The following is an 18,517-nucleotide window of genomic DNA, read 5'->3' as shown; positions in this document are numbered from 1 at the left end:
ATAAAAGTACTCATGCTTCTATTTTAAATTATTTTGGTTTTAATGATTTTAATCATGAAACTTATTTTACTGATTTTGTAGCAGAAAATAATTTTAATTATGTAGAAAAGTATGGATGACCAAAAATTATTCATCAATTTACACTTAAAATATTATTTTTAATTAAAAATTTGTTAAAAATAACATTATTTAGTGTAAAAATTCTCTAAAAATAACACTTTATCATGTATCATTACTTTTCTACAAAATTAAAGGAAAATAATGCTAATTTATATAATGCTCCATTAGAAATAAATAATGAAACTATTAAACAATATTTAATTCAACAAGAATTTTATAGAAAAAATTGAAATTCTATTTTTAAATTAAGTAAATTAGGAATTAGTGGTTATTTAATTTATATTGCTAATGATGACTTATATTTTCAAGTAGTGGATATACAACAAAGAGTTTATGATATTACTGGTAAATTAATTCAATGTACTATTTTTTATGATAGTTATGAACAAAATGCACAAATGGTAAGATTATTTGAAATTTATACATTAAATAATGAACAAGTAACAATTAACCGTGCAATTTATAGTATTAGTGATAATAAAAAACAATTTCCATTACCTTTTAAATCATACATTAATAATCCAAATTTAGAGCAAGAACAAACACTAAATATTAATTATATTCCAATAGCAATTATGCGAAATAAAGCAAATGAATTAACAGATTGTAATAAAGTAATGGATAAAATTAAAGCATTAGATGTTATTTATGAACAAATTGTTTTAGATACCATTTTAAATTCACCTAAATTTATATTTAGTCAAACTTATGGTAATGTTCAATCAACATTAGAAGAAGCAGTAAAAACTTTGGTTACTAAAAACTACATATTTAAAAGTGGTGGAGATAATAATGAACAAAACGAAAATATCAATATGACAAATAGTAATTTTAAAGGTAAGAACTTAACTGATATATATGATTGAAATGTTAATGAAATATTTAAACGTTGTGGTATTCATATACCAAGTCAAAAGAAATCTGCACAACAATCAGTTCCCGAAAGTACAGCTGTAAATATTTCAACCATTAATTATATTGAACAAAAATTATGGCAATTTAATATTGATATTCTTAAATTTATTCAAATATTAGTACGTTTAGATAAAGATTTATTAAATAGTAAAACATTTAATATTAATGATGAACAAGAAATTAATAATTTAACAGTTAAATTAAAATTATTTAACCCCGAAAATAACTAATTAATAGGAGATAACAATGGACAGCAAAGACAACAAACCACAAACGAAATTTCCACAGAAGCAAACTAAACTTAATCAAGCAGAAGTAGAAAATGATTATTTAATTGATAATATTCCATATGATTTTACAAATATGATGGGGGCTACTAGTGACCCAGATATTAATAGAGCATATGATGAATTTAAAAAAAGAACTATATATATTTATGAAATTGAACGTTTATTTAAAAATAATGAAAATAATAGTTTAAAATTTTCAGCAAATACTATTAAAATAGGTTTTATTGATATTGAAAAAGTATTAAAAACTACTGCTGTTGAAACATCAGACTTTAATATGCAATTAAATCAAAGAGCTAGCACAAATATTAATGATAATACTATTGAATATAGTATGACTGATATTAAAAATTTAATATTTCAAGAAATAAATTTATTAAATCAATTTAAGTTATATGCAGTTAGTATAAATGAACCATTAACTGAAAATAATATTGATAATTTATATATCATTAATAATTATTCTCAACCTTATCAAAATCCAAAAACAAGAAGTACTAAAAGTATTACTATTATTAAAATTAAAGATTTTAAAACAAGAGATGGTTATCCAATTATTATTAAATTACAAAAACCATTAGATAAAGATACAAAAGTAATTGGTTTAAAAATTAAAGCCCCTAGAAGCATGATTTTCGGCAATATAAAGGTACTTGGTGAAGTTGACAATATGGAAGTATACCCAAAGTTATTTGTTAAAGATAAGATAGCATTTCCGCTGTTATCAATGCCTATTGAAACTCAACCAAAAGTTAGAATATTACAACAATGATTTAGTAAACAAATATTACCATGAAATTTAGCAAAACAATTTATAGGACAAGAAAAATCAGTTTTAGATTTAATTAAAATTAGTAGTGGTAATATAACAAGAAGAGAAGTTATTAAAAACGCAAGAGTTACACATGCTTGATTAGGATATGAATTTAGTAATGTTTTAGGTGGTAAATGACCACTAAAAAGTCAAAAAGAATTAAAAGATAAAGAGGTTTGAGATTTTGTAGGTGAAAGTCAATTTTATCAATATGTTGCAACTAATAATAGATTTGATGATATTGAAATTGAAATTAAAGATGCACCAACTAATGATAGTTTACAACAACTTTTATTAGATATGCTAAGTTATACTTATAACTATAATAGAAATTTTGAAGGTGCTTTATATGATGATAAAGGTAAACCTAGAAATAAAATGGCAGAATTACGTGATACATTTTCAGGACAAAAACCAGATGAAATAATTACTAATTTATTTAGGCAATGAGAGTTAGATTATCCAAATTATGTTAACTTATTACAAGTTAAAATATTTAAAAAAGTATTTATTATGTTATCAAAATATATTTATTCAACTTTATCAATAAACAAAGGTTTAAATGATGATAATAAAATTTTGTTACCTTATTATTTTGAATTAAAATCAAGTCCAATAAAACCTAGTAAAAATGATTTTTGACAATATAAAGATATAAAGGTTATATTAAAATCTGAATATTTTGATTTTACTGATATTAATAATATTAAATTGAAAAATAATGATATTAGTCAAAATGAATTATTTAAACTAGATGATAACCAATTTAATTGATTATCTATTACAAATGAATTAGAAAGCAATAATATTCCATCATTAATTCCTGCTGATTGAACATTAGCAAATGGTGAATATGGAAAATATTTTACAAGAGCAATTATTGAAAAATCTAAAATTGAAAATGCTTTAAGTTTATATGGTACAAATAAATCTCAATTATTTTCAAAATTAGAATTTTATGAAGAAATATTACAAATTGATAATAAAAATGAATTTGAATTGCAAATTAAAAATCCTATTAATAACTTAAATAGGATTGAAATTAGTGGAATATTTGGTGCTGGAAATTATGATTTTATTTTAATAACAGATAAACAAGAAATTGATTTAAAAAATATTAATTTATTTGATAAATATAATGAAAATATTTCTTATATTAACTTAGAAATTTAATTATTCAAAATAATCATCTGTGTAAGTACCATCTCATTTTACATCTTCATCATGTTGTTTAACTTTTGAAAAATATAAATCAGTTATATCAGGACTATATCATTTATTTCATCAAATAGTCGTATCACCATATATTCTTTCACCGTTTGGTTTTAAATAAGAATTTTCCATATTATGGGTAAGCACCCCCCCCATGATTAATCCTATTGTCCCAGTTGTAGCACCAGTTAGTGCTAATGCTAATGTTATTTTACTTAAATTTGTTTTTATTCATGTTTTCATATTTTTTTTACTCCTTTATTATAAATAATTTACTAACAATTCTACATTATCAATTTCATCATCATTTTTTAATTCTTTTCTAATTTCTTCTAACCATTCAGGTGCTAACTCATATTCAAGTTCATCTGCATGTTCTTTACATAAAAAAACATTGGTTACTTTTTTTTCGTCAACTCTTAATTGAACAATATTATCTGATACAATATTGCATCCTTTTCTTTGACAAATTACATCTTCATCAAAATTATCATTCATCATTTTAAATTGTTTTTGCTTATTTTTTACTTTTTTTCGAACTTTGCTTCTTTTTTTACTCATAAATTCTCCTTATTTCTTAATTTTACTTTTAAATTGTACTATTTTTGATTATTTTTACAAGTATGCTTTTAAATGAAAAATAACCTCTAAATAAAAGGCGTTTATTTTGTGATACCTATACTATTAATGATATTCAACTTGTTTATTATATGGAAAATATGAAAGTCGTTTTTTAAAAATTTTTGATTTAATTTTAAATTACACTTATATATGTTTATAATAAAAAAGTAAATTAATTTTTTAAATATATTTACAATAAATTTAAAATTTAAAAAAAGTTAGGAGAAAAAATATGAGTTTTAATTACTTATGAACTTTAAAAGAAGCAACTAAAAGAATGTATCAATCATTTAAAGAGGATATAAAAAATCAATGAGAAAAAACAGATTGAAGAATCTTAAAAGAAAGAGATAGAAAATATATTCCAGTTAAAATTAAAACAAGAACTAGAAATACTATCAATGGTCTTGTTACTTATAAATGTCGTGATTATAAATATTATGATGAACAATTAAAAAAATGAGTTCCTGTTTGTTTATTAGATGAAAAATTGCAATTACCTAAATATAAAAGAACTTGTCAAGATATAAAAAATAATGTTATTGAACATTTTGCAGATGGAAAAAAATATGTTGATATTTTACATACTATGAAACAAACAAAATTTAGTACAACAAGTGTTGGAAGAATATTTCAAGAATATCAAGTTAGTAAATTAGATGTTCCTAAAATAAAATTAGAACCAAATCAATTTATTTATATTAGCATTGATGATGGACATCGTAAGTTTTGAAAATTTAAACGAAATTCTGGTAAATATTCAATGCGTTTAGTATTATTTTGTACAGATAATGTTAATCATAAATTAGTTAATAAAAGAGTAGATGTAATAATAAGACCAACAAAAACTAAAATTGGAGTTCAAAAAACTGCTGAATTTATTTTAGAACAAGGAAATAGATTTTTTGAAAATTTTGACCAAGCAAAAATCATTATTTGTGGAGATAGTGCAGAGTGAATTAAAGATGTTGCTGATTATTTAGGTGCACAATTTGTTTTAGATAAATTCCATTTAGTTAAAAAGTTGTATGTAGGAATTATTGCTGGAAACAAGGGAAAATATTTTGAAGAATATAATACTTGTAGAAATTTTATTGAAAATGGTCAATATGATGAATTAATAAAGTATATGAATGAAATATTAAAAAATCATAAAAAATTAAAAAAACAATATTTTAAAAATAATAAACAAGGTATTGAAAATCAAGGTGCAAAATGAAATATTGGTACTTTTGCTGAAAGTAATATTTGATATATTTTAAAAGAAATGCTTTTTAATTTTGTAGAAAAGTATGGATGACCAAAAATTATTCATCAATTTACACTTAAAATATTATTTTTAATTAAAAATTTGTTAAAAGTAACATTATTTAGTGTAAAAATTCTCTAAAAATAACACTTTATCATGTATCATTACTTTTCTACAAAATTAAAGGAAATGCTTGGTAATAGAACATATAGCATAGATATTTATATTAAAATGGTTATTTTTAAGTGTAATCTTGTAAATTCTAAAACATAATCAAAATTTTTATTTTTATTAAAATATTAAAAACTTATTAAATTAAAAGTTAATAAGAATTTTTGTTGTGTATTTATATTAAATTTTCTTATTGATTTTTTAATATTTGTATTTTAATTGAAATTAATTTAATTTAGTAGTAATATTTACTTACAATTGCATATAATTACAATTATTTCTTGTCTATAATTTTAAAGAAATGTTTAAAAAGTAATTATATCCTCCGTTTTTGTTACCGTCCCTTGTTCTTGTGATAAATTAGGATTATTAATGTATGATTTAAAATCTAATTTAGTTTGTTTTTTAGTATCATTAATACTATAAATTGCACGATTAATAGTTACTTGTTCATTATTTAGTGTATAAATTTCAAATAATCTTACAGTTTGTGCATTTTGTTGATAACTATCATAAAAAATAGTACATTGAATTAATTTACCAGTAATATCATAAATTCTTTGTTGTATATCTACTAATTGAAAATATAGATCATCATTTGCAATATAAATTAAATAACCACTAATTCCTAATTTACTTAATTTAAAAATAGAATTTCAATTTTTTCTATAAAATTCTTGTTGAATTAAATATTGTTTAATGGTTTCATTATTTATTTCTAATGGAGCATTATATAAATTAGCATTATTTTCTGCTACAAAATCAGTAAAATAAGTTTCATGATTAAAATCATTAAAACCAAAATAATTTAAAATTGAAGCATGAGTACTTTTATTTTTATTAGTTAAAAATTTTACTTTTTCATTTTGATTATCACTAATATTACTTTTTTCTTTTCTTTTAAATAGACTTAACATAATATTCACCACCTTTCTTTAAAATATTTGATTAATTTTTAATATAATTTTTACAATAATGAATATAATTAAACCAGCAGTTGCTGATGATAGAATTACTCCAATTAAACCTAAAATAATTTTTATAATTTTAAAAAACATAATATTATTCCTATAATTCTTCTAATTTTCATACATTACCTTTTAAATTACCTTTTCCACTATAAATAGTAATTAATTTTGCATGTTGAACTGATAAAATTACTATATTAACACTATCATTAAAGGTTTGTATTGGTACACCAGCAATTTTGTTATCCGTTATAATAAATTCTTGAATAGTATAAACTGGATTATATATACTTCAAGAATAATAAACTCTATAATGTTTATTAACTATAAAATCATAAGTAATTTGTCAATTATCTCATTTATTTTTTTCTCTTGTTCCTACATCTTTTCATTGTTGATTATTTGGACTTGGTGTTGGATTATTTGGTAATTCAATATCTCAACAATTTTCTTCAACTTCATTTGTTTCTAAACTTTTTGAATTAATTTTTAATTTTGGTGTAACATCAACTTTAATTGTATTTTGTAATTCTTCTAATAAAAGAATAGCACCATAATTAATATCTCCACCTTTTAAATATAAACTACAATTAAAACTACTTTCTCTAACAGTTAAAGTTAATATTACATCTTCATCTTTAATTTTAAATTTTGCAAGTAAATAATCTCCACCTAAATAATTACCAGTTTTAAATTCTACTTTATGCTTTATATTTGCTTGATTTACTGGTAATCTATCTAATGTTATAATTACTCTATATACAGTATTAAAATTAATTTCAAACGTATCTCATTCACGATTATTTTTACTTTTACTTATTACTTTTCATATTTCTTTATCTTGTTTTTTATCAATATTTGCTTTATTTTCATTAATAGCACCAGCAACAGTTTTATTAATAGTTTCTAAATTAGGGATTTCTTGACTTACAGCATTCAATTGAAATGCTACTGGAAACTTTTTTTCTGTGTCTTCTAATTTTTTATCTACTTCTTCTTTTTTATAATAATCAGTTAAATCGATTTTACCACCACTAGCACTAATTTTATTATTTTCATCAATAGTTATATTAGCACCTGCAATTAATTTATCTTGTTTTTTATCTAATAAATTATTAGTTTCTAGTTTTGTGTAATAATCACGTTCAGTATTTTCTTCTGCTATAAATTCAGTTGGTGTTCCAGTACCTTGATATTGATATATATTATGAATTATTGGTGTATACTTTTTTGTGCTATTAGCAACAATAAATTTTATTAAATTATCATCATATAATAACATTACTTTGTCAATATTAACATCAATTTTTTCAATTATTATTTGTCTATTTTCTATTTGATGATTAGTAATTCTTATATTAGATTTAGTTAATTTATTATTACTTATAATAAGTTGTTTACTATCGATAAAATAATATGTTCAATCAATAATATATCATATATCTGTTTTAATATTTTCATTTTTAACTTTTTTTCATAAAGGACTAGTTTCAATATTAAATCAATTATTTTTAATATCATCAATATTTTGTTTATTAATATCAACTTTATTTTCTAATAATTTAATACTATTTTCATTAGTAGTAATTCTTTTTTGTTGTTTAGCAGAAAAGTCAGCAGTCGCAGCATGAGTAAAATCACCAATTTGTGGATTATTTTGTAATGCTTCTGGTGGTAATGTACCAATTTCATCAGGTCAATCTAAAATCATTGTTTCAGTTTTTGGGTCATAATCAGTTGCAACATAACCTTTATTTATAAAGTTTGTAACACGACCCCTATATATCTCATTTTCGTTATCATTAACTAAATCATCATATAATTTTATTTGTTTTGATAATGTAAATTCTTTTTGTTCTTTAATTAATTCATCAACTTGATTTCTAGTATAAAATACTTTTAAGTCAATTTTTTCAATATCTATTTCATCTTGATTATAATTTGAAAATACTTGTTTTAATTCTGTTAATCTTGCTCATATTTTCATTCTACTTGGTGCTAAATCTCAAACATTAATTGTAGGAATACTACTTGCATTAAATGATGTACCATTATTGAATTGAATAGTAGCATCAACATTAAATTCAATTGGTGTACGATTAAATACTCAATGTTCAACCATTACATAAACCATATCTCTTAATGTTTCTTTAATTAATTCATCTTTAAAACTATCAAAAGGAAATTTAGATAAAATAAAATCAAGATAAGCATTAATATCATTTTGAGCGCGAATAGCAAAAGTTGTAAATCAATCATTAACATTTGGTCATGTTTGTATATATTGCTGTGGAGTTTCTGTAATTTTTCCAGTTAATGGATATCAGTTATTATAATTTTCAAGACTGACATCAGTTCAAAGTTTATTAATCATAATTTATCATTCCTTAAAAAATGCTTTTTTATAATGTTTAGTTTTTGTTTTAGTTTTCCTATGTGATATATGGATAATTTCTTTTTGTAATTTTTTCTTACCTTTTTCTACAACTTGACTATATGCAAATTTTTCTAAATGATGTAATAGTCCAGTACCAAATAAAGTATTAACTGAAAATTTTAAACCAACACTTTTAAATGATTTATTAATATTTTCAATAGGATTATTAATAACATTTACTACTTTATGATAAGTTCTAATAGTTCTAAATATTTCCTTTAATTTTGTAGAAAAGTAATGATACATGATAAAGTGTTATTTTTAGAGAATTTTTACACTAAATAATGTTACTTTTAACAAATTTTTAATTAAAAATAATATTTTAAGTGTAAATTGATGAATAATTTTTGGTCATCCATACTTTTCTACATAATTAAAAAATATTTCTCTATATACTTTAAAACTATCTCTAATTACTTGTTGCACCACTGGTGGAGCAAATGCTATTGCTTTTAATCATTTATTACGATTAACACCATAACCAATGTATCAACCACTATATCAACGATATCAATGAAATGGATGTATTTGAGTAACAAAAGTTTTTGCTTTAAGAATACTATCAACAACTGTAATTGGTTTATACTTAGGATTACGATGATAAATAGTAATTGCACATTTGTCTAATGATAAAGGTTGAATTTTACAACCCATAAATACTGGTGAATTTAGTGGAATTAATTGTGCATGTTTAATTGCTCTTTTTTCTGCACTAGTAAATAAATCTGTTGCTTTTTCTTTTAATTTATTAATTTTTTCAAATGCTTGTTTTTCTAATTTTTCAAATTTTTCTTGTAATTTATATATACTTTCTCGTAATTTTTCAAAATATGGTGTATCTTTTCAAAATTTATTTAAACCTTTTTTTAAATAAAATCTAATATCAAAATACTTAAAAATTTTATTTGCATTTAAAACAATTTTATGAATTGAACTATTTTTAAAATTAAATTTAATAGCATTAGCACGAATTTTTTGTAAATCTAAAATTAAAGTTTTTCCATATCTATTCTCTGTATGTATTGTATGAACTAAATTTAATCAATCATGTTGGTTCATTTTTAATACTTCTTTTAATTCAGTATTATATTTTTTTAAAAAGTTATTTGCTTTTTCAATATCTTTAATTTTAAACTTTGGAGTTAATTGTGGACTTAATTTTATTAATGTATTTTGTAATGATAAATATTCTTTTATTTGTTGTGATTTTAAAGATTTAAAATTATTTTTAAATTGTTTTTCAGCAACATAACCTAAATTTTGTGTTATTGTTTCACGATTAGGTGCCAAACTATAATTAAATAAATAACGTTTATTACCAATGATTTTATCTGTTAAAATTTCTTTTCCACTTACTTGACTAATAATTTCTTGTAAATTTTTTGCTTCTTTAACACCAATTTGTTCTAATGTTTTAGTTTTTTGTGCTAACTTAATAAATTTAGTAGTACGATAACCACGACTAATTTTATTAATTCCAACAAATGCAGGTAATATATTAAAAAAAGTATTTAATGGTGTTACATTTCCTTTTAAATAATCATAAACTTGATTAATAGTAAAATCAGTTAAAAACTCTACACCAACAGCACTAATACTAGCAATTAAATCACTTGCACCTAATCCAAGTGCTATACTTTCACTTAAACCACCAGTAAAAGGAGCAAGTGCTACTGCTATTACTTGTACACCAATCATTTCTAAAATTTCTCATCAAAAACTTTTATTTTCTTGTTGGTTACTTGTTCTAGTATGTTTTGGTTTATTTATGTTTAAAAGTATTGCTGTACTAGTTGTACCAATTGGCATGATATTAATTTCCTTTATTTAAGAGTTATTTTAATTGGATTTGTTGTTCCTTTATAATTTAAGTCATTAACATTTGCAGTAATAGTTATATATAAGTCACCTACTTTTTGTTTTTGATTACTTACATTAGTTTTTCCTTGTGCATCACTAAAATATTTAATAGTTGGATTTGTTAAATTAGGATTTAATGTTTTAAATTCATTAGTACTTTTTATTTCTGTATTTAATTCATTGTTATTGTTATTAACATTTGCAGTAATATTTGTTGTTAAAACTGTAATTTTAGTTTTTAAATCATTTTTTTCTGTTTTAATAACTCCACATAACATTCATCTTGATGTTGTTTCATTATTAGAAATATATGGGATTGCTTCTCCAACAACTTCACCAGCAACTTTATATGCTCTTCCTGCTTTAGCATCTTTAATAAAATCTACATAAATAACTGTATTTTCTATCATGTATCTTTTCATCGCTCTTGGTGTTGCTAAAACAAAGGTCATTAATTGTTGTTCATTTTTATCATTAGTAAAAATCATATAGTCATCAAGAACGATTTCACATAATACGCCTTTTACATATAAATTATTTCCATTTAAACGTAATTGTTGTGCCAACTGATTATCGGTAATTAAACCTTTATTATCTGCTAAATAAACTAAACTATCATAAAGACCATTAGTAATAAAAAATTTACTATTTGCAATATTTCTAAATTGAAACAAAGTATTTCAAGCAGATAACATCGATTTTAAATAGTCTACTGGTGTTGTATCTTCAATATCGATTTTAGTAGCAAATTTTGCAATTGCTTGTGTATCATCAATTGCCAATTTATCTGCTAAATCATTTGCAACTTCATATTGCATACTATCTAATAAATTTTGTCCATTATTTGCTTTTAAATCTACATCTGCAATAATTTCTCCTGCAAGATATTTTTTAGTTATTTTTTTACTAATTTTATCTGTATCAACGGCAATGTTTAGTAATCTGTGTAACTTACAAAAATAACTATGTTTAATTAATTCTAGTAAATATAATTAAATGACTAGAAAGAGTGAGTTACAGATGGCTAAAAAACAAAATATTAATAATAATGATCCAATATCAAAAGCAGTAGATTTATTATTAGAAAATACTGAAGATTTAACAACAGTTTTTAAAGAAGGGGGTTTATATAAAGAATTAACAAAACGTTTAGTTGAAAAAATGTTGAATTCTGAAATGCAAAATTATTTAGGATATGAAAAAAATCAACATAGTAATACTGAAAATGCTCGTAATGGTACAAGTTCAAAAAAATTAATAACTCAACAAGGTAAAATTGAGATTGATGTACCAAGAGATCGCAATAGTGATTTTACTCCTGTAATAGTTGCAAAAAGACAGCGAAGATTTGATGGTTTTGATCAACAAGTGCTTTCACTATATGCAAAAGGTATGACTCTATCTGACATTAGAATGCAGTTACAAGAGTTATATCATGGTGCTGATATTAGTGAAAGTGTTATTAGTCAAATTACTGATGATGTTATTGATGATGTCAAAACATGACAAAATCGACCATTAGAAAGCATTTATCCGATTGTTTATTTTGATTGTATAGTAGTTAAAGTTCGACAAGATAAACGGATTATTAATAAATCAGTTTATATAGCATTAGGAGTTGATTTAGAAGGTAAAAAAGATGTTTTAGGCTTATGAATTAGTGAAAATGAAGGTGCTAAATTTTGATTAGCTAATTTCACAGAAATGAAAAATCGAGGCTTAAATGATATTTTGATTGCTTGTAGTGATAATTTAACAGGCATGTCAGAAGCAATACAAGCAGTTTATCCTAAAACAGAACATCAATTATGCATTGTTCATCAAATTCGAAATAGTTTAAAATATGTTTCATACAAACATCGAAAAACTCTAGTTACAGATTTAAAACCAATTTATAGTGCATGTAGTGAAGAACAAGCAATGCAAGCTTTAGAATCATTTGAAAGTAAATGAAATAAACAATATCCCCAAATTGCTAAATCTTGATATAAAAATTGAGAAAATTTGATGATTTTTATTAGTTATCCTGCAGAAATCAAAAGAGTAATTTATACAACAAATGCTATTGAATCTGTTAATAGTCAATTACGAAAAGTTATTAGAAACAAAAAAGCTTTTCCTAATGATATGTCAGTTTTTAAAATATTTTATTTAGCAATTGAAAATATAACAAAAAAATGAACATTGCCTATTCAAAATTGAAATACAGCAATTGCTCATTTTATGATAAAATTTGAAGACAGAATTAATCTGAACTAGTACTTTGTAAAACAAAGATACACAGATTTCTAAAAAGCCTCGTATCAACATATGGTAATTCATATCTTTTACTTTTATCATCCCAAGCAATAATTTTTACTTCCGGTTTTTTTGGTTTTTTAACAATAAACTCAATATTTACTGAGTCAACAATTTCAGTAGGAAAAAAGTTTGCCCATGGACTATTTGAAATTTTAAAAAACTCTATAAATTCTGGTGCTTCTACTAATCTCTCTGTATTGTCTAAATTTTGATTAAATGGTACTGACATTTTATTTCTTCCTTTCGTTTATAAATAATTTTTCTTTTTATAATTAATTAAAAAATTTTCTTTATCATTTGTTTTATTATTAATAATTATTTGTTTATTGCCACCTGTATTAATTGTTTGTTTAAATACCGGTTGTTCTTTAATCATTTTTTTAATAGTTTCTTCAATTTTTGAATTTTCTATATTACTTGTTTTAAATTTTAAATAATCATAAAATTCAGTTTTAACTTGATATTTTTTAAATATATTAATCATTTCTTTTTCTTTAATTTCTTGATTAAGTTTATTTAACTTATTTTCTGCTTCATTAACTTTATTTTCTATTTCTTGTGAAGAAGCATTATTTTCAGTTAAAGGTTCAGTTGTTTGTTGAACATTATTTTCATTTTCTAACATTTACATCACCACTTTTTTATTTATTTTCTTTATTAATCTTTTCATTTAACTTTGCTAATTTTTTTTGATGTTTAATAATTTTGTTATTTGCTCTAACATGTTTTGGAGTTGTGATAAATCTTTTTAATAAAACAATAATTTCTCGACAAATTAATGTTCCAACGCTTGTTCCAATAATAATTAATTCATGTATAAATTCTTTCATTTCAATATTTTCCTTTCATTAATTAATTTTTTGATTTGTATCTAATTCCATTACTAATATTTGATAATCCTGAATATAAGCATTTTCTAATATATGATGTTTATAATTTCTATGAAAATTAATAGCATTTTCAATTGTAGAAAATAATTTATATTTTGTTTCAATTCCATAATTAGTTTTATATTTTAATAAATAAGCATATTTCATTTTAATATTCTCCTTTTTATAAATGATAATAATTTTCATCAAATTCTAAATTTGCATTAACATTAACTTCACTCATATTATCACTACCATATTGACTAGTTGTTTCACTATTAATTGAAAATCTATTATCATTATTAATTAAATGTGCTATTTCGGCAATGTTTAGTAATCTGTGTAACTTACAAAAATAACTATGTTTAATTAATTCTAGTAAATATAATTAAATGACTAGAAAGAGTGAGTTACAGATGGCTAAAAAACAAAATATTAATAATAATGATCCAATATCAAAAGCAGTAGATTTATTATTAGAAAATACTGAAGATTTAACAACAGTTTTTAAAGAAGGGGGTTTATATAAAGAATTAACAAAACGTTTAGTTGAAAAAATGTTGAATTCTGAAATGCAAAATTATTTAGGATATGAAAAAAATCAACATAGTAATACTGAAAATGCTCGTAATGGTACAAGTTCAAAAAAATTAATAACTCAACAAGGTAAAATTGAGATTGATGTACCAAGAGATCGCAATAGTGATTTTACTCCTGTAATAGTTGCAAAAAGACAGCGAAGATTTGATGGTTTTGATCAACAAGTGCTTTCACTATATGCAAAAGGTATGACTCTATCTGACATTAGAATGCAGTTACAAGAGTTATATCATGGTGCTGATATTAGTGAAAGTGTTATTAGTCAAATTACTGATGATGTTATTGATGATGTCAAAACATGACAAAATCGACCATTAGAAAGCATTTATCCGATTGTTTATTTTGATTGTATAGTAGTTAAAGTTCGACAAGATAAACGGATTATTAATAAATCAGTTTATATAGCATTAGGAGTTGATTTAGAAGGTAAAAAAGATGTTTTAGGCTTATGAATTAGTGAAAATGAAGGTGCTAAATTTTGATTAGCTAATTTCACAGAAATGAAAAATCGAGGCTTAAATGATATTTTGATTGCTTGTAGTGATAATTTAACAGGCATGTCAGAAGCAATACAAGCAGTTTATCCTAAAACAGAACATCAATTATGCATTGTTCATCAAATTCGAAATAGTTTAAAATATGTTTCATACAAACATCGAAAAACTCTAGTTACAGATTTAAAACCAATTTATAGTGCATGTAGTGAAGAACAAGCAATGCAAGCTTTAGAATCATTTGAAAGTAAATGAAATAAACAATATCCCCAAATTGCTAAATCTTGATATAAAAATTGAGAAAATTTGATGATTTTTATTAGTTATCCTGCAGAAATCAAAAGAGTAATTTATACAACAAATGCTATTGAATCTGTTAATAGTCAATTACGAAAAGTTATTAGAAACAAAAAAGCTTTTCCTAATGATATGTCAGTTTTTAAAATATTTTATTTAGCAATTGAAAATATAACAAAAAAATGAACATTGCCTATTCAAAATTGAAATACAGCAATTGCTCATTTTATGATAAAATTTGAAGACAGAATTAATCTGAACTAGTACTTTGTAAAACAAAGATACACAGATTTCTAAAAAGCCTCGCTATTTCATTTGTAAAACTAGTTTCTTGCATTTCTACATCAAATTTTCTTTCCATAGGTAATAATTATGGATAATTTCACTTGCACCAGCAATTATGGTAGGTACTGCATAAGCATTATTAAAATCATTATTTATCCCCATTGCAACACCACTTGAAATTAAACCACCACCAGTAGCCATATTACAAATTTTTCTTATTGTTTCAAATTTATTAGGTATTAATTCTAGAATTCCACTAATAAGATTTGAAATACCATAAGCATTTAAACTAATATATGTATCTCAATCCATTAATGACTGATTTTCTTGTTTATTTAATAGTAATCATGGAGGACCTTCTGTTGTAGTTGTAGTAGTTACTGGAATTGGTGTTGTTGGAATAATAGGATTAATATTATTTTCAGTTCATTTACTATAATTTGCTAATCCAATTGTTCCTAAACCTAATAAGATTTTTTTAGAACTATTAATTAATTTAGTTTTAGTATTTGGTCTTTGATTTAAATTTCATATATCTAAACCTAATTTTTTACCAAATAATAAACTATTAATTGAACCCAATATTGAATTATCTATTACTTGACCATAATAAGCACTTGTACCTATCATTGCACAAATTGGGCTTATACCAGTTCTTATTAATTTAGTTAAAGTATAATTTGATTGTGTATTTTCTATACTTGGCATTTTATTCTCCTTTAATTTCTAATTTTTTAACTGTTACTTTAATTCAACCTTGATAAACATCATTATCACCAACTATTAATGCAACATTACTTTCGGGATCAGAAACAATTATGTGTTTTGATTTAACATTTGGATATTGTTTTAAAATAATTGCTCTAATATCATTACTTGTATGAATTGCTTTTGGAAATGGTGATAATATTTCAATTTCATCTTTATTTTCAAACAAAGTAGGTAATATTATCATTAATGAAGTTCTCCATTTTCTATAAACTCAATTAATTTATAATAAGCAGTAAGTTTACCTGCTTCTTTTAATGAATCACATAAACAAATACTAATTTGCTTATTCAATCAGATAATTAATTTTTCATTATATTTATTAATTACTTTTTGTTTAAACTCTTCTCTTAATTTTTCTATATTATATAAATGTTCTTCAGTTATTTCTTTATTACGTTTTTTATTATATTCATTAATAATTTCTTGGTCTTTATTCACTATCTATTTCTCCTTATTTTTATTTAAATTATTAACTATTATTTCTAAACATGTCATACATCAATTTTTACTTAATCAGATTCTTTTATTACATTTTTTACATTTATTCATTATTAAATTCACCATTAATTATTTTTTGCAATAAAATATCAAGTATCAAATCTATTTCTGTACCGTTATAGAATTTTTGTTGTTTTTTAATATAATTAATTAATTTTTCTTTATTCATTATTTAGTCCTTTCATTAAATTTTTATGTTTTTCAATGATTTCATTATGTTTTTTTAGTTCTTCTTTATAACTATCACTTTCAATAATTTTTAAAGTTTCTTTTATTTTTTTCGGCAATGTTTAGTAATCTGTGTAACTTACAAAAATAACTATGTTTAATTAATTCTAGTAAATATAATTAAATGACTAGAAAGAGTGAGTTACAGATGGCTAAAAAACAAAATATTAATAATAATGATCCAATATCAAAAGCAGTAGATTTATTATTAGAAAATACTGAAGATTTAACAACAGTTTTTAAAGAAGGGGGTTTATATAAAGAATTAACAAAACGTTTAGTTGAAAAAATGTTGAATTCTGAAATGCAAAATTATTTAGGATATGAAAAAAATCAACATAGTAATACTGAAAATGCTCGTAATGGTACAAGTTCAAAAAAATTAATAACTCAACAAGGTAAAATTGAGATTGATGTACCAAGAGATCGCAATAGTGATTTTACTCCTGTAATAGTTGCAAAAAGACAGCGAAGATTTGATGGTTTTGATCAACAAGTGCTTTCACTATATGCAAAAGGTATGACTCTATCTGACATTAGAATGCAGTTACAAGAGTTATATCATGGTGCTGATATTAGTGAAAGTGTTATTAGTCAAATTACTGATGATGTTATTGATGATGTCAAAACATGACAAAATCGACCATTAGAAAGCATTTATCCGATTGTTTATTTTGATTGTATAGTAGTTAAAGTTCGACAAGATAAACGGATTATTAATAAATCAGTTTATATAGCATTAGGAGTTGATTTAGAAGGTAAAAAAGATGTTTTAGGCTTATGAATTAGTGAAAATGAAGGTGCTAAATTTTGATTAGCTAATTTCACAGAAATGAAAAATCGAGGCTTAAATGATATTTTGATTGCTTGTAGTGATAATTTAACAGGCATGTCAGAAGCAATACAAGCAGTTTATCCTAAAACAGAACATCAATTATGCATTGTTCATCAAATTCGAAATAGTTTAAAATATGTTTCATACAAACATCGAAAAACTCTAGTTACAGATTTAAAACCAATTTATAGTGCATGTAGTGAAGAACAAGCAATGCAAGCTTTAGAATCATTTGAAAGTAAATGAAATAAACAATATTCCCAAATTGCTAAATCTTGATATAAAAATTGAGAAAATTTGATGATTTTTATTAGTTATCCTGCAGAAATCAAAAGAGTAATTTATACAACAAATGCTATTGAATCTGTTAATAGTCAATTACGAAAAGTTATTAGAAACAAAAAAGCTTTTCCTAATGATATGTCAGTTTTTAAAATATTTTATTTAGCAATTGAAAATATAACAAAAAAATGAACATTGCCTATTCAAAATTGAAATACAGCAATTGCTCATTTTATGATAAAATTTGAAGATAGAATTAATCTGAACTAGTACTTTGTAAAACAAAGATACACAGATTTCTAAAAAGCCTCATTTGTTTAACACAAATTAAATAAATATTGAATCGAATGCCTCGATTTCTTTTTAAAATTTCACAATTTATTTTTGAGCCCAGAATTTC

The 18,517-nt window shown here is 22.8% G+C and carries 22 protein-coding genes and 1 pseudogene; 7 read left to right on the top strand and 16 right to left on the bottom strand.

Annotated features, from left to right (window positions below; all coding sequences use genetic code 4):
• Nucleotides 1-89 precede the first annotated feature (89 nt).
• From AAHH39_RS13590 to AAHH39_RS12410, 3 genes and pseudogenes are all read left to right on the top strand, one after another.
• Nucleotides 90-209 (top strand): annotated as a pseudogene (locus AAHH39_RS13590) (IS30 family transposase); the annotation flags it as partial.
• A gap of 15 nt (nucleotides 210-224) precedes the next feature.
• A complete protein-coding gene (locus AAHH39_RS12415) occupies nucleotides 225-1,265 on the top strand; it encodes a hypothetical protein (protein ID WP_342218299.1) in 1,041 nt (346 codons plus the stop codon).
• Nucleotides 1,266-1,281: 16 nt separating this feature from the next.
• Entirely contained in the window at nucleotides 1,282-3,312 is a 2,031-nt protein-coding gene (locus tag AAHH39_RS12410) for a hypothetical protein (protein ID WP_342218298.1), read from the top strand.
• Here AAHH39_RS12410 and AAHH39_RS12405 read toward each other — a convergent pair whose 3' ends face one another.
• Together AAHH39_RS12405 and AAHH39_RS12400 are read right to left on the bottom strand one after the other, a co-directional pair.
• Entirely contained in the window at nucleotides 3,313-3,594 is a 282-nt protein-coding gene (locus AAHH39_RS12405) for a hypothetical protein (RefSeq protein ID WP_342218297.1), read from the bottom strand.
• Nucleotides 3,595-3,612: 18 nt separating this feature from the next.
• Nucleotides 3,613-3,912 (bottom strand): hypothetical protein, encoded by a 300-nt coding sequence (locus AAHH39_RS12400; RefSeq protein WP_342218296.1) that lies wholly within the window; start codon nucleotides 3,910-3,912, stop codon nucleotides 3,613-3,615.
• 292 nt (nucleotides 3,913-4,204) lie between these two features.
• Between AAHH39_RS12400 and AAHH39_RS12395 the strand changes: the two genes are divergently transcribed.
• The gene (locus AAHH39_RS12395; RefSeq protein WP_342218295.1) at nucleotides 4,205-5,362 is read left to right on the top strand and encodes an Mbov_0401 family ICE element transposase-like protein; all 1,158 of its coding nucleotides are present in this window, start codon (nucleotides 4,205-4,207) and stop codon (nucleotides 5,360-5,362) included.
• Nucleotides 5,363-5,697: 335 nt separating this feature from the next.
• On the opposite strand, the gene AAHH39_RS12390 is transcribed toward AAHH39_RS12395, so the two are convergent.
• From AAHH39_RS12390 to AAHH39_RS12370, 5 genes are all read right to left on the bottom strand, one after another.
• Nucleotides 5,698-6,309 (bottom strand): hypothetical protein, encoded by a 612-nt coding sequence (locus AAHH39_RS12390; protein ID WP_342218294.1) that lies wholly within the window; start codon nucleotides 6,307-6,309, stop codon nucleotides 5,698-5,700.
• A 151-nt stretch (nucleotides 6,310-6,460) separates the two neighbouring features.
• Nucleotides 6,461-8,734 (bottom strand): hypothetical protein, encoded by a 2,274-nt coding sequence (locus AAHH39_RS12385; RefSeq protein WP_342218293.1) that lies wholly within the window; start codon nucleotides 8,732-8,734, stop codon nucleotides 6,461-6,463.
• A 3-nt stretch (nucleotides 8,735-8,737) separates the two neighbouring features.
• Nucleotides 8,738-9,043 carry a hypothetical protein gene (locus AAHH39_RS12380; protein WP_342218292.1) on the bottom strand — a complete coding sequence of 102 codons (306 nt, stop codon included), beginning with the start codon at nucleotides 9,041-9,043 and terminating at the stop codon, nucleotides 8,738-8,740.
• 15 nt (nucleotides 9,044-9,058) lie between these two features.
• Complete coding sequence (locus AAHH39_RS12375) at nucleotides 9,059-10,606, bottom strand: hypothetical protein (protein ID WP_342218291.1); 1,548 nt, start codon at nucleotides 10,604-10,606, stop codon at nucleotides 9,059-9,061.
• Nucleotides 10,607-10,620: 14 nt separating this feature from the next.
• Nucleotides 10,621-11,475, bottom strand: coding sequence for a hypothetical protein (locus AAHH39_RS12370; RefSeq protein WP_342218290.1), 855 nt, complete (start codon nucleotides 11,473-11,475; stop codon nucleotides 10,621-10,623).
• Nucleotides 11,476-11,677: 202 nt separating this feature from the next.
• Here AAHH39_RS12370 and AAHH39_RS12365 point away from each other — a divergent pair, with 202 nt between their 5' ends.
• Complete coding sequence (locus AAHH39_RS12365; protein ID WP_342219300.1) at nucleotides 11,678-12,916, top strand: IS256 family transposase; 1,239 nt, start codon at nucleotides 11,678-11,680, stop codon at nucleotides 12,914-12,916.
• Here the strand turns inward: AAHH39_RS12365 and AAHH39_RS12360 are convergent.
• Genes AAHH39_RS12360 through AAHH39_RS12345 form a run of 4 tightly spaced genes read right to left on the bottom strand, consistent with a single transcriptional unit; the run spans nucleotide 12,903 to nucleotide 13,995 of the window.
• The gene (locus tag AAHH39_RS12360; RefSeq protein WP_342218289.1) at nucleotides 12,903-13,187 is read right to left on the bottom strand and encodes a hypothetical protein; all 285 of its coding nucleotides are present in this window, start codon (nucleotides 13,185-13,187) and stop codon (nucleotides 12,903-12,905) included. The two genes, AAHH39_RS12365 and AAHH39_RS12360, sit on opposite strands and share 14 nt — an antisense overlap.
• 18 nt (nucleotides 13,188-13,205) lie before the next feature.
• Nucleotides 13,206-13,583 (bottom strand): hypothetical protein, encoded by a 378-nt coding sequence (locus tag AAHH39_RS12355; RefSeq protein ID WP_286641354.1) that lies wholly within the window; start codon nucleotides 13,581-13,583, stop codon nucleotides 13,206-13,208.
• A gap of 16 nt (nucleotides 13,584-13,599) precedes the next feature.
• Nucleotides 13,600-13,788 (bottom strand): hypothetical protein, encoded by a 189-nt coding sequence (locus tag AAHH39_RS12350; RefSeq protein WP_338956674.1) that lies wholly within the window; start codon nucleotides 13,786-13,788, stop codon nucleotides 13,600-13,602.
• Between the two features lie 18 nt (nucleotides 13,789-13,806).
• Nucleotides 13,807-13,995, bottom strand: coding sequence for a hypothetical protein (locus tag AAHH39_RS12345; protein WP_338956672.1), 189 nt, complete (start codon nucleotides 13,993-13,995; stop codon nucleotides 13,807-13,809).
• Between the two features lie 248 nt (nucleotides 13,996-14,243).
• Between AAHH39_RS12345 and AAHH39_RS12340 the strand changes: the two genes are divergently transcribed.
• Complete coding sequence (locus AAHH39_RS12340; protein ID WP_342219300.1) at nucleotides 14,244-15,482, top strand: IS256 family transposase; 1,239 nt, start codon at nucleotides 14,244-14,246, stop codon at nucleotides 15,480-15,482.
• Nucleotides 15,483-15,557: 75 nt separating this feature from the next.
• Here the strand turns inward: AAHH39_RS12340 and AAHH39_RS12335 are convergent, their stop codons facing one another.
• The 5 genes from AAHH39_RS12335 to AAHH39_RS12315 form a co-directional block, all read right to left on the bottom strand.
• Nucleotides 15,558-16,211 carry a hypothetical protein gene (locus AAHH39_RS12335; RefSeq protein ID WP_342218288.1) on the bottom strand — a complete coding sequence of 218 codons (654 nt, stop codon included), beginning with the start codon at nucleotides 16,209-16,211 and terminating at the stop codon, nucleotides 15,558-15,560.
• Nucleotide 16,212: 1 nt separating this feature from the next.
• Nucleotides 16,213-16,458: a hypothetical protein gene (locus tag AAHH39_RS12330; protein WP_338956669.1), complete on the bottom strand. Its 246-nt coding sequence runs from the start codon at nucleotides 16,456-16,458 to the stop codon at nucleotides 16,213-16,215.
• Nucleotides 16,458-16,712: a hypothetical protein gene (locus tag AAHH39_RS12325; RefSeq protein ID WP_338956667.1), complete on the bottom strand. Its 255-nt coding sequence runs from the start codon at nucleotides 16,710-16,712 to the stop codon at nucleotides 16,458-16,460. The genes AAHH39_RS12330 and AAHH39_RS12325 overlap by 1 nt, the downstream gene beginning before the upstream one ends.
• A gap of 103 nt (nucleotides 16,713-16,815) precedes the next feature.
• Nucleotides 16,816-16,941 (bottom strand): hypothetical protein, encoded by a 126-nt coding sequence (locus AAHH39_RS12320; protein ID WP_338956665.1) that lies wholly within the window; start codon nucleotides 16,939-16,941, stop codon nucleotides 16,816-16,818.
• Nucleotides 16,934-17,059 (bottom strand): hypothetical protein, encoded by a 126-nt coding sequence (locus tag AAHH39_RS12315; protein WP_342218287.1) that lies wholly within the window; start codon nucleotides 17,057-17,059, stop codon nucleotides 16,934-16,936. Before AAHH39_RS12315 ends, AAHH39_RS12320 begins: the two co-directional genes overlap by 8 nt.
• Nucleotides 17,060-17,148: 89 nt before the next feature.
• Here AAHH39_RS12315 and AAHH39_RS12310 point away from each other — a divergent pair, with 89 nt between their 5' ends.
• Complete coding sequence (locus AAHH39_RS12310; RefSeq protein WP_342219357.1) at nucleotides 17,149-18,387, top strand: IS256 family transposase; 1,239 nt, start codon at nucleotides 17,149-17,151, stop codon at nucleotides 18,385-18,387.
• Nucleotides 18,388-18,517 lie beyond the last annotated feature (130 nt).

This window comes from Spiroplasma endosymbiont of Amphimallon solstitiale, from assembly GCF_964030965.1.
Lineage (GTDB): Bacteria > Bacillota_I > Bacilli_A > Mycoplasmatales > VBWQ01 > Spiroplasma_E.
Note: the sequence above shows the minus strand (reverse complement) of the source record. Positions and strands in the feature narration are given on the sequence as shown.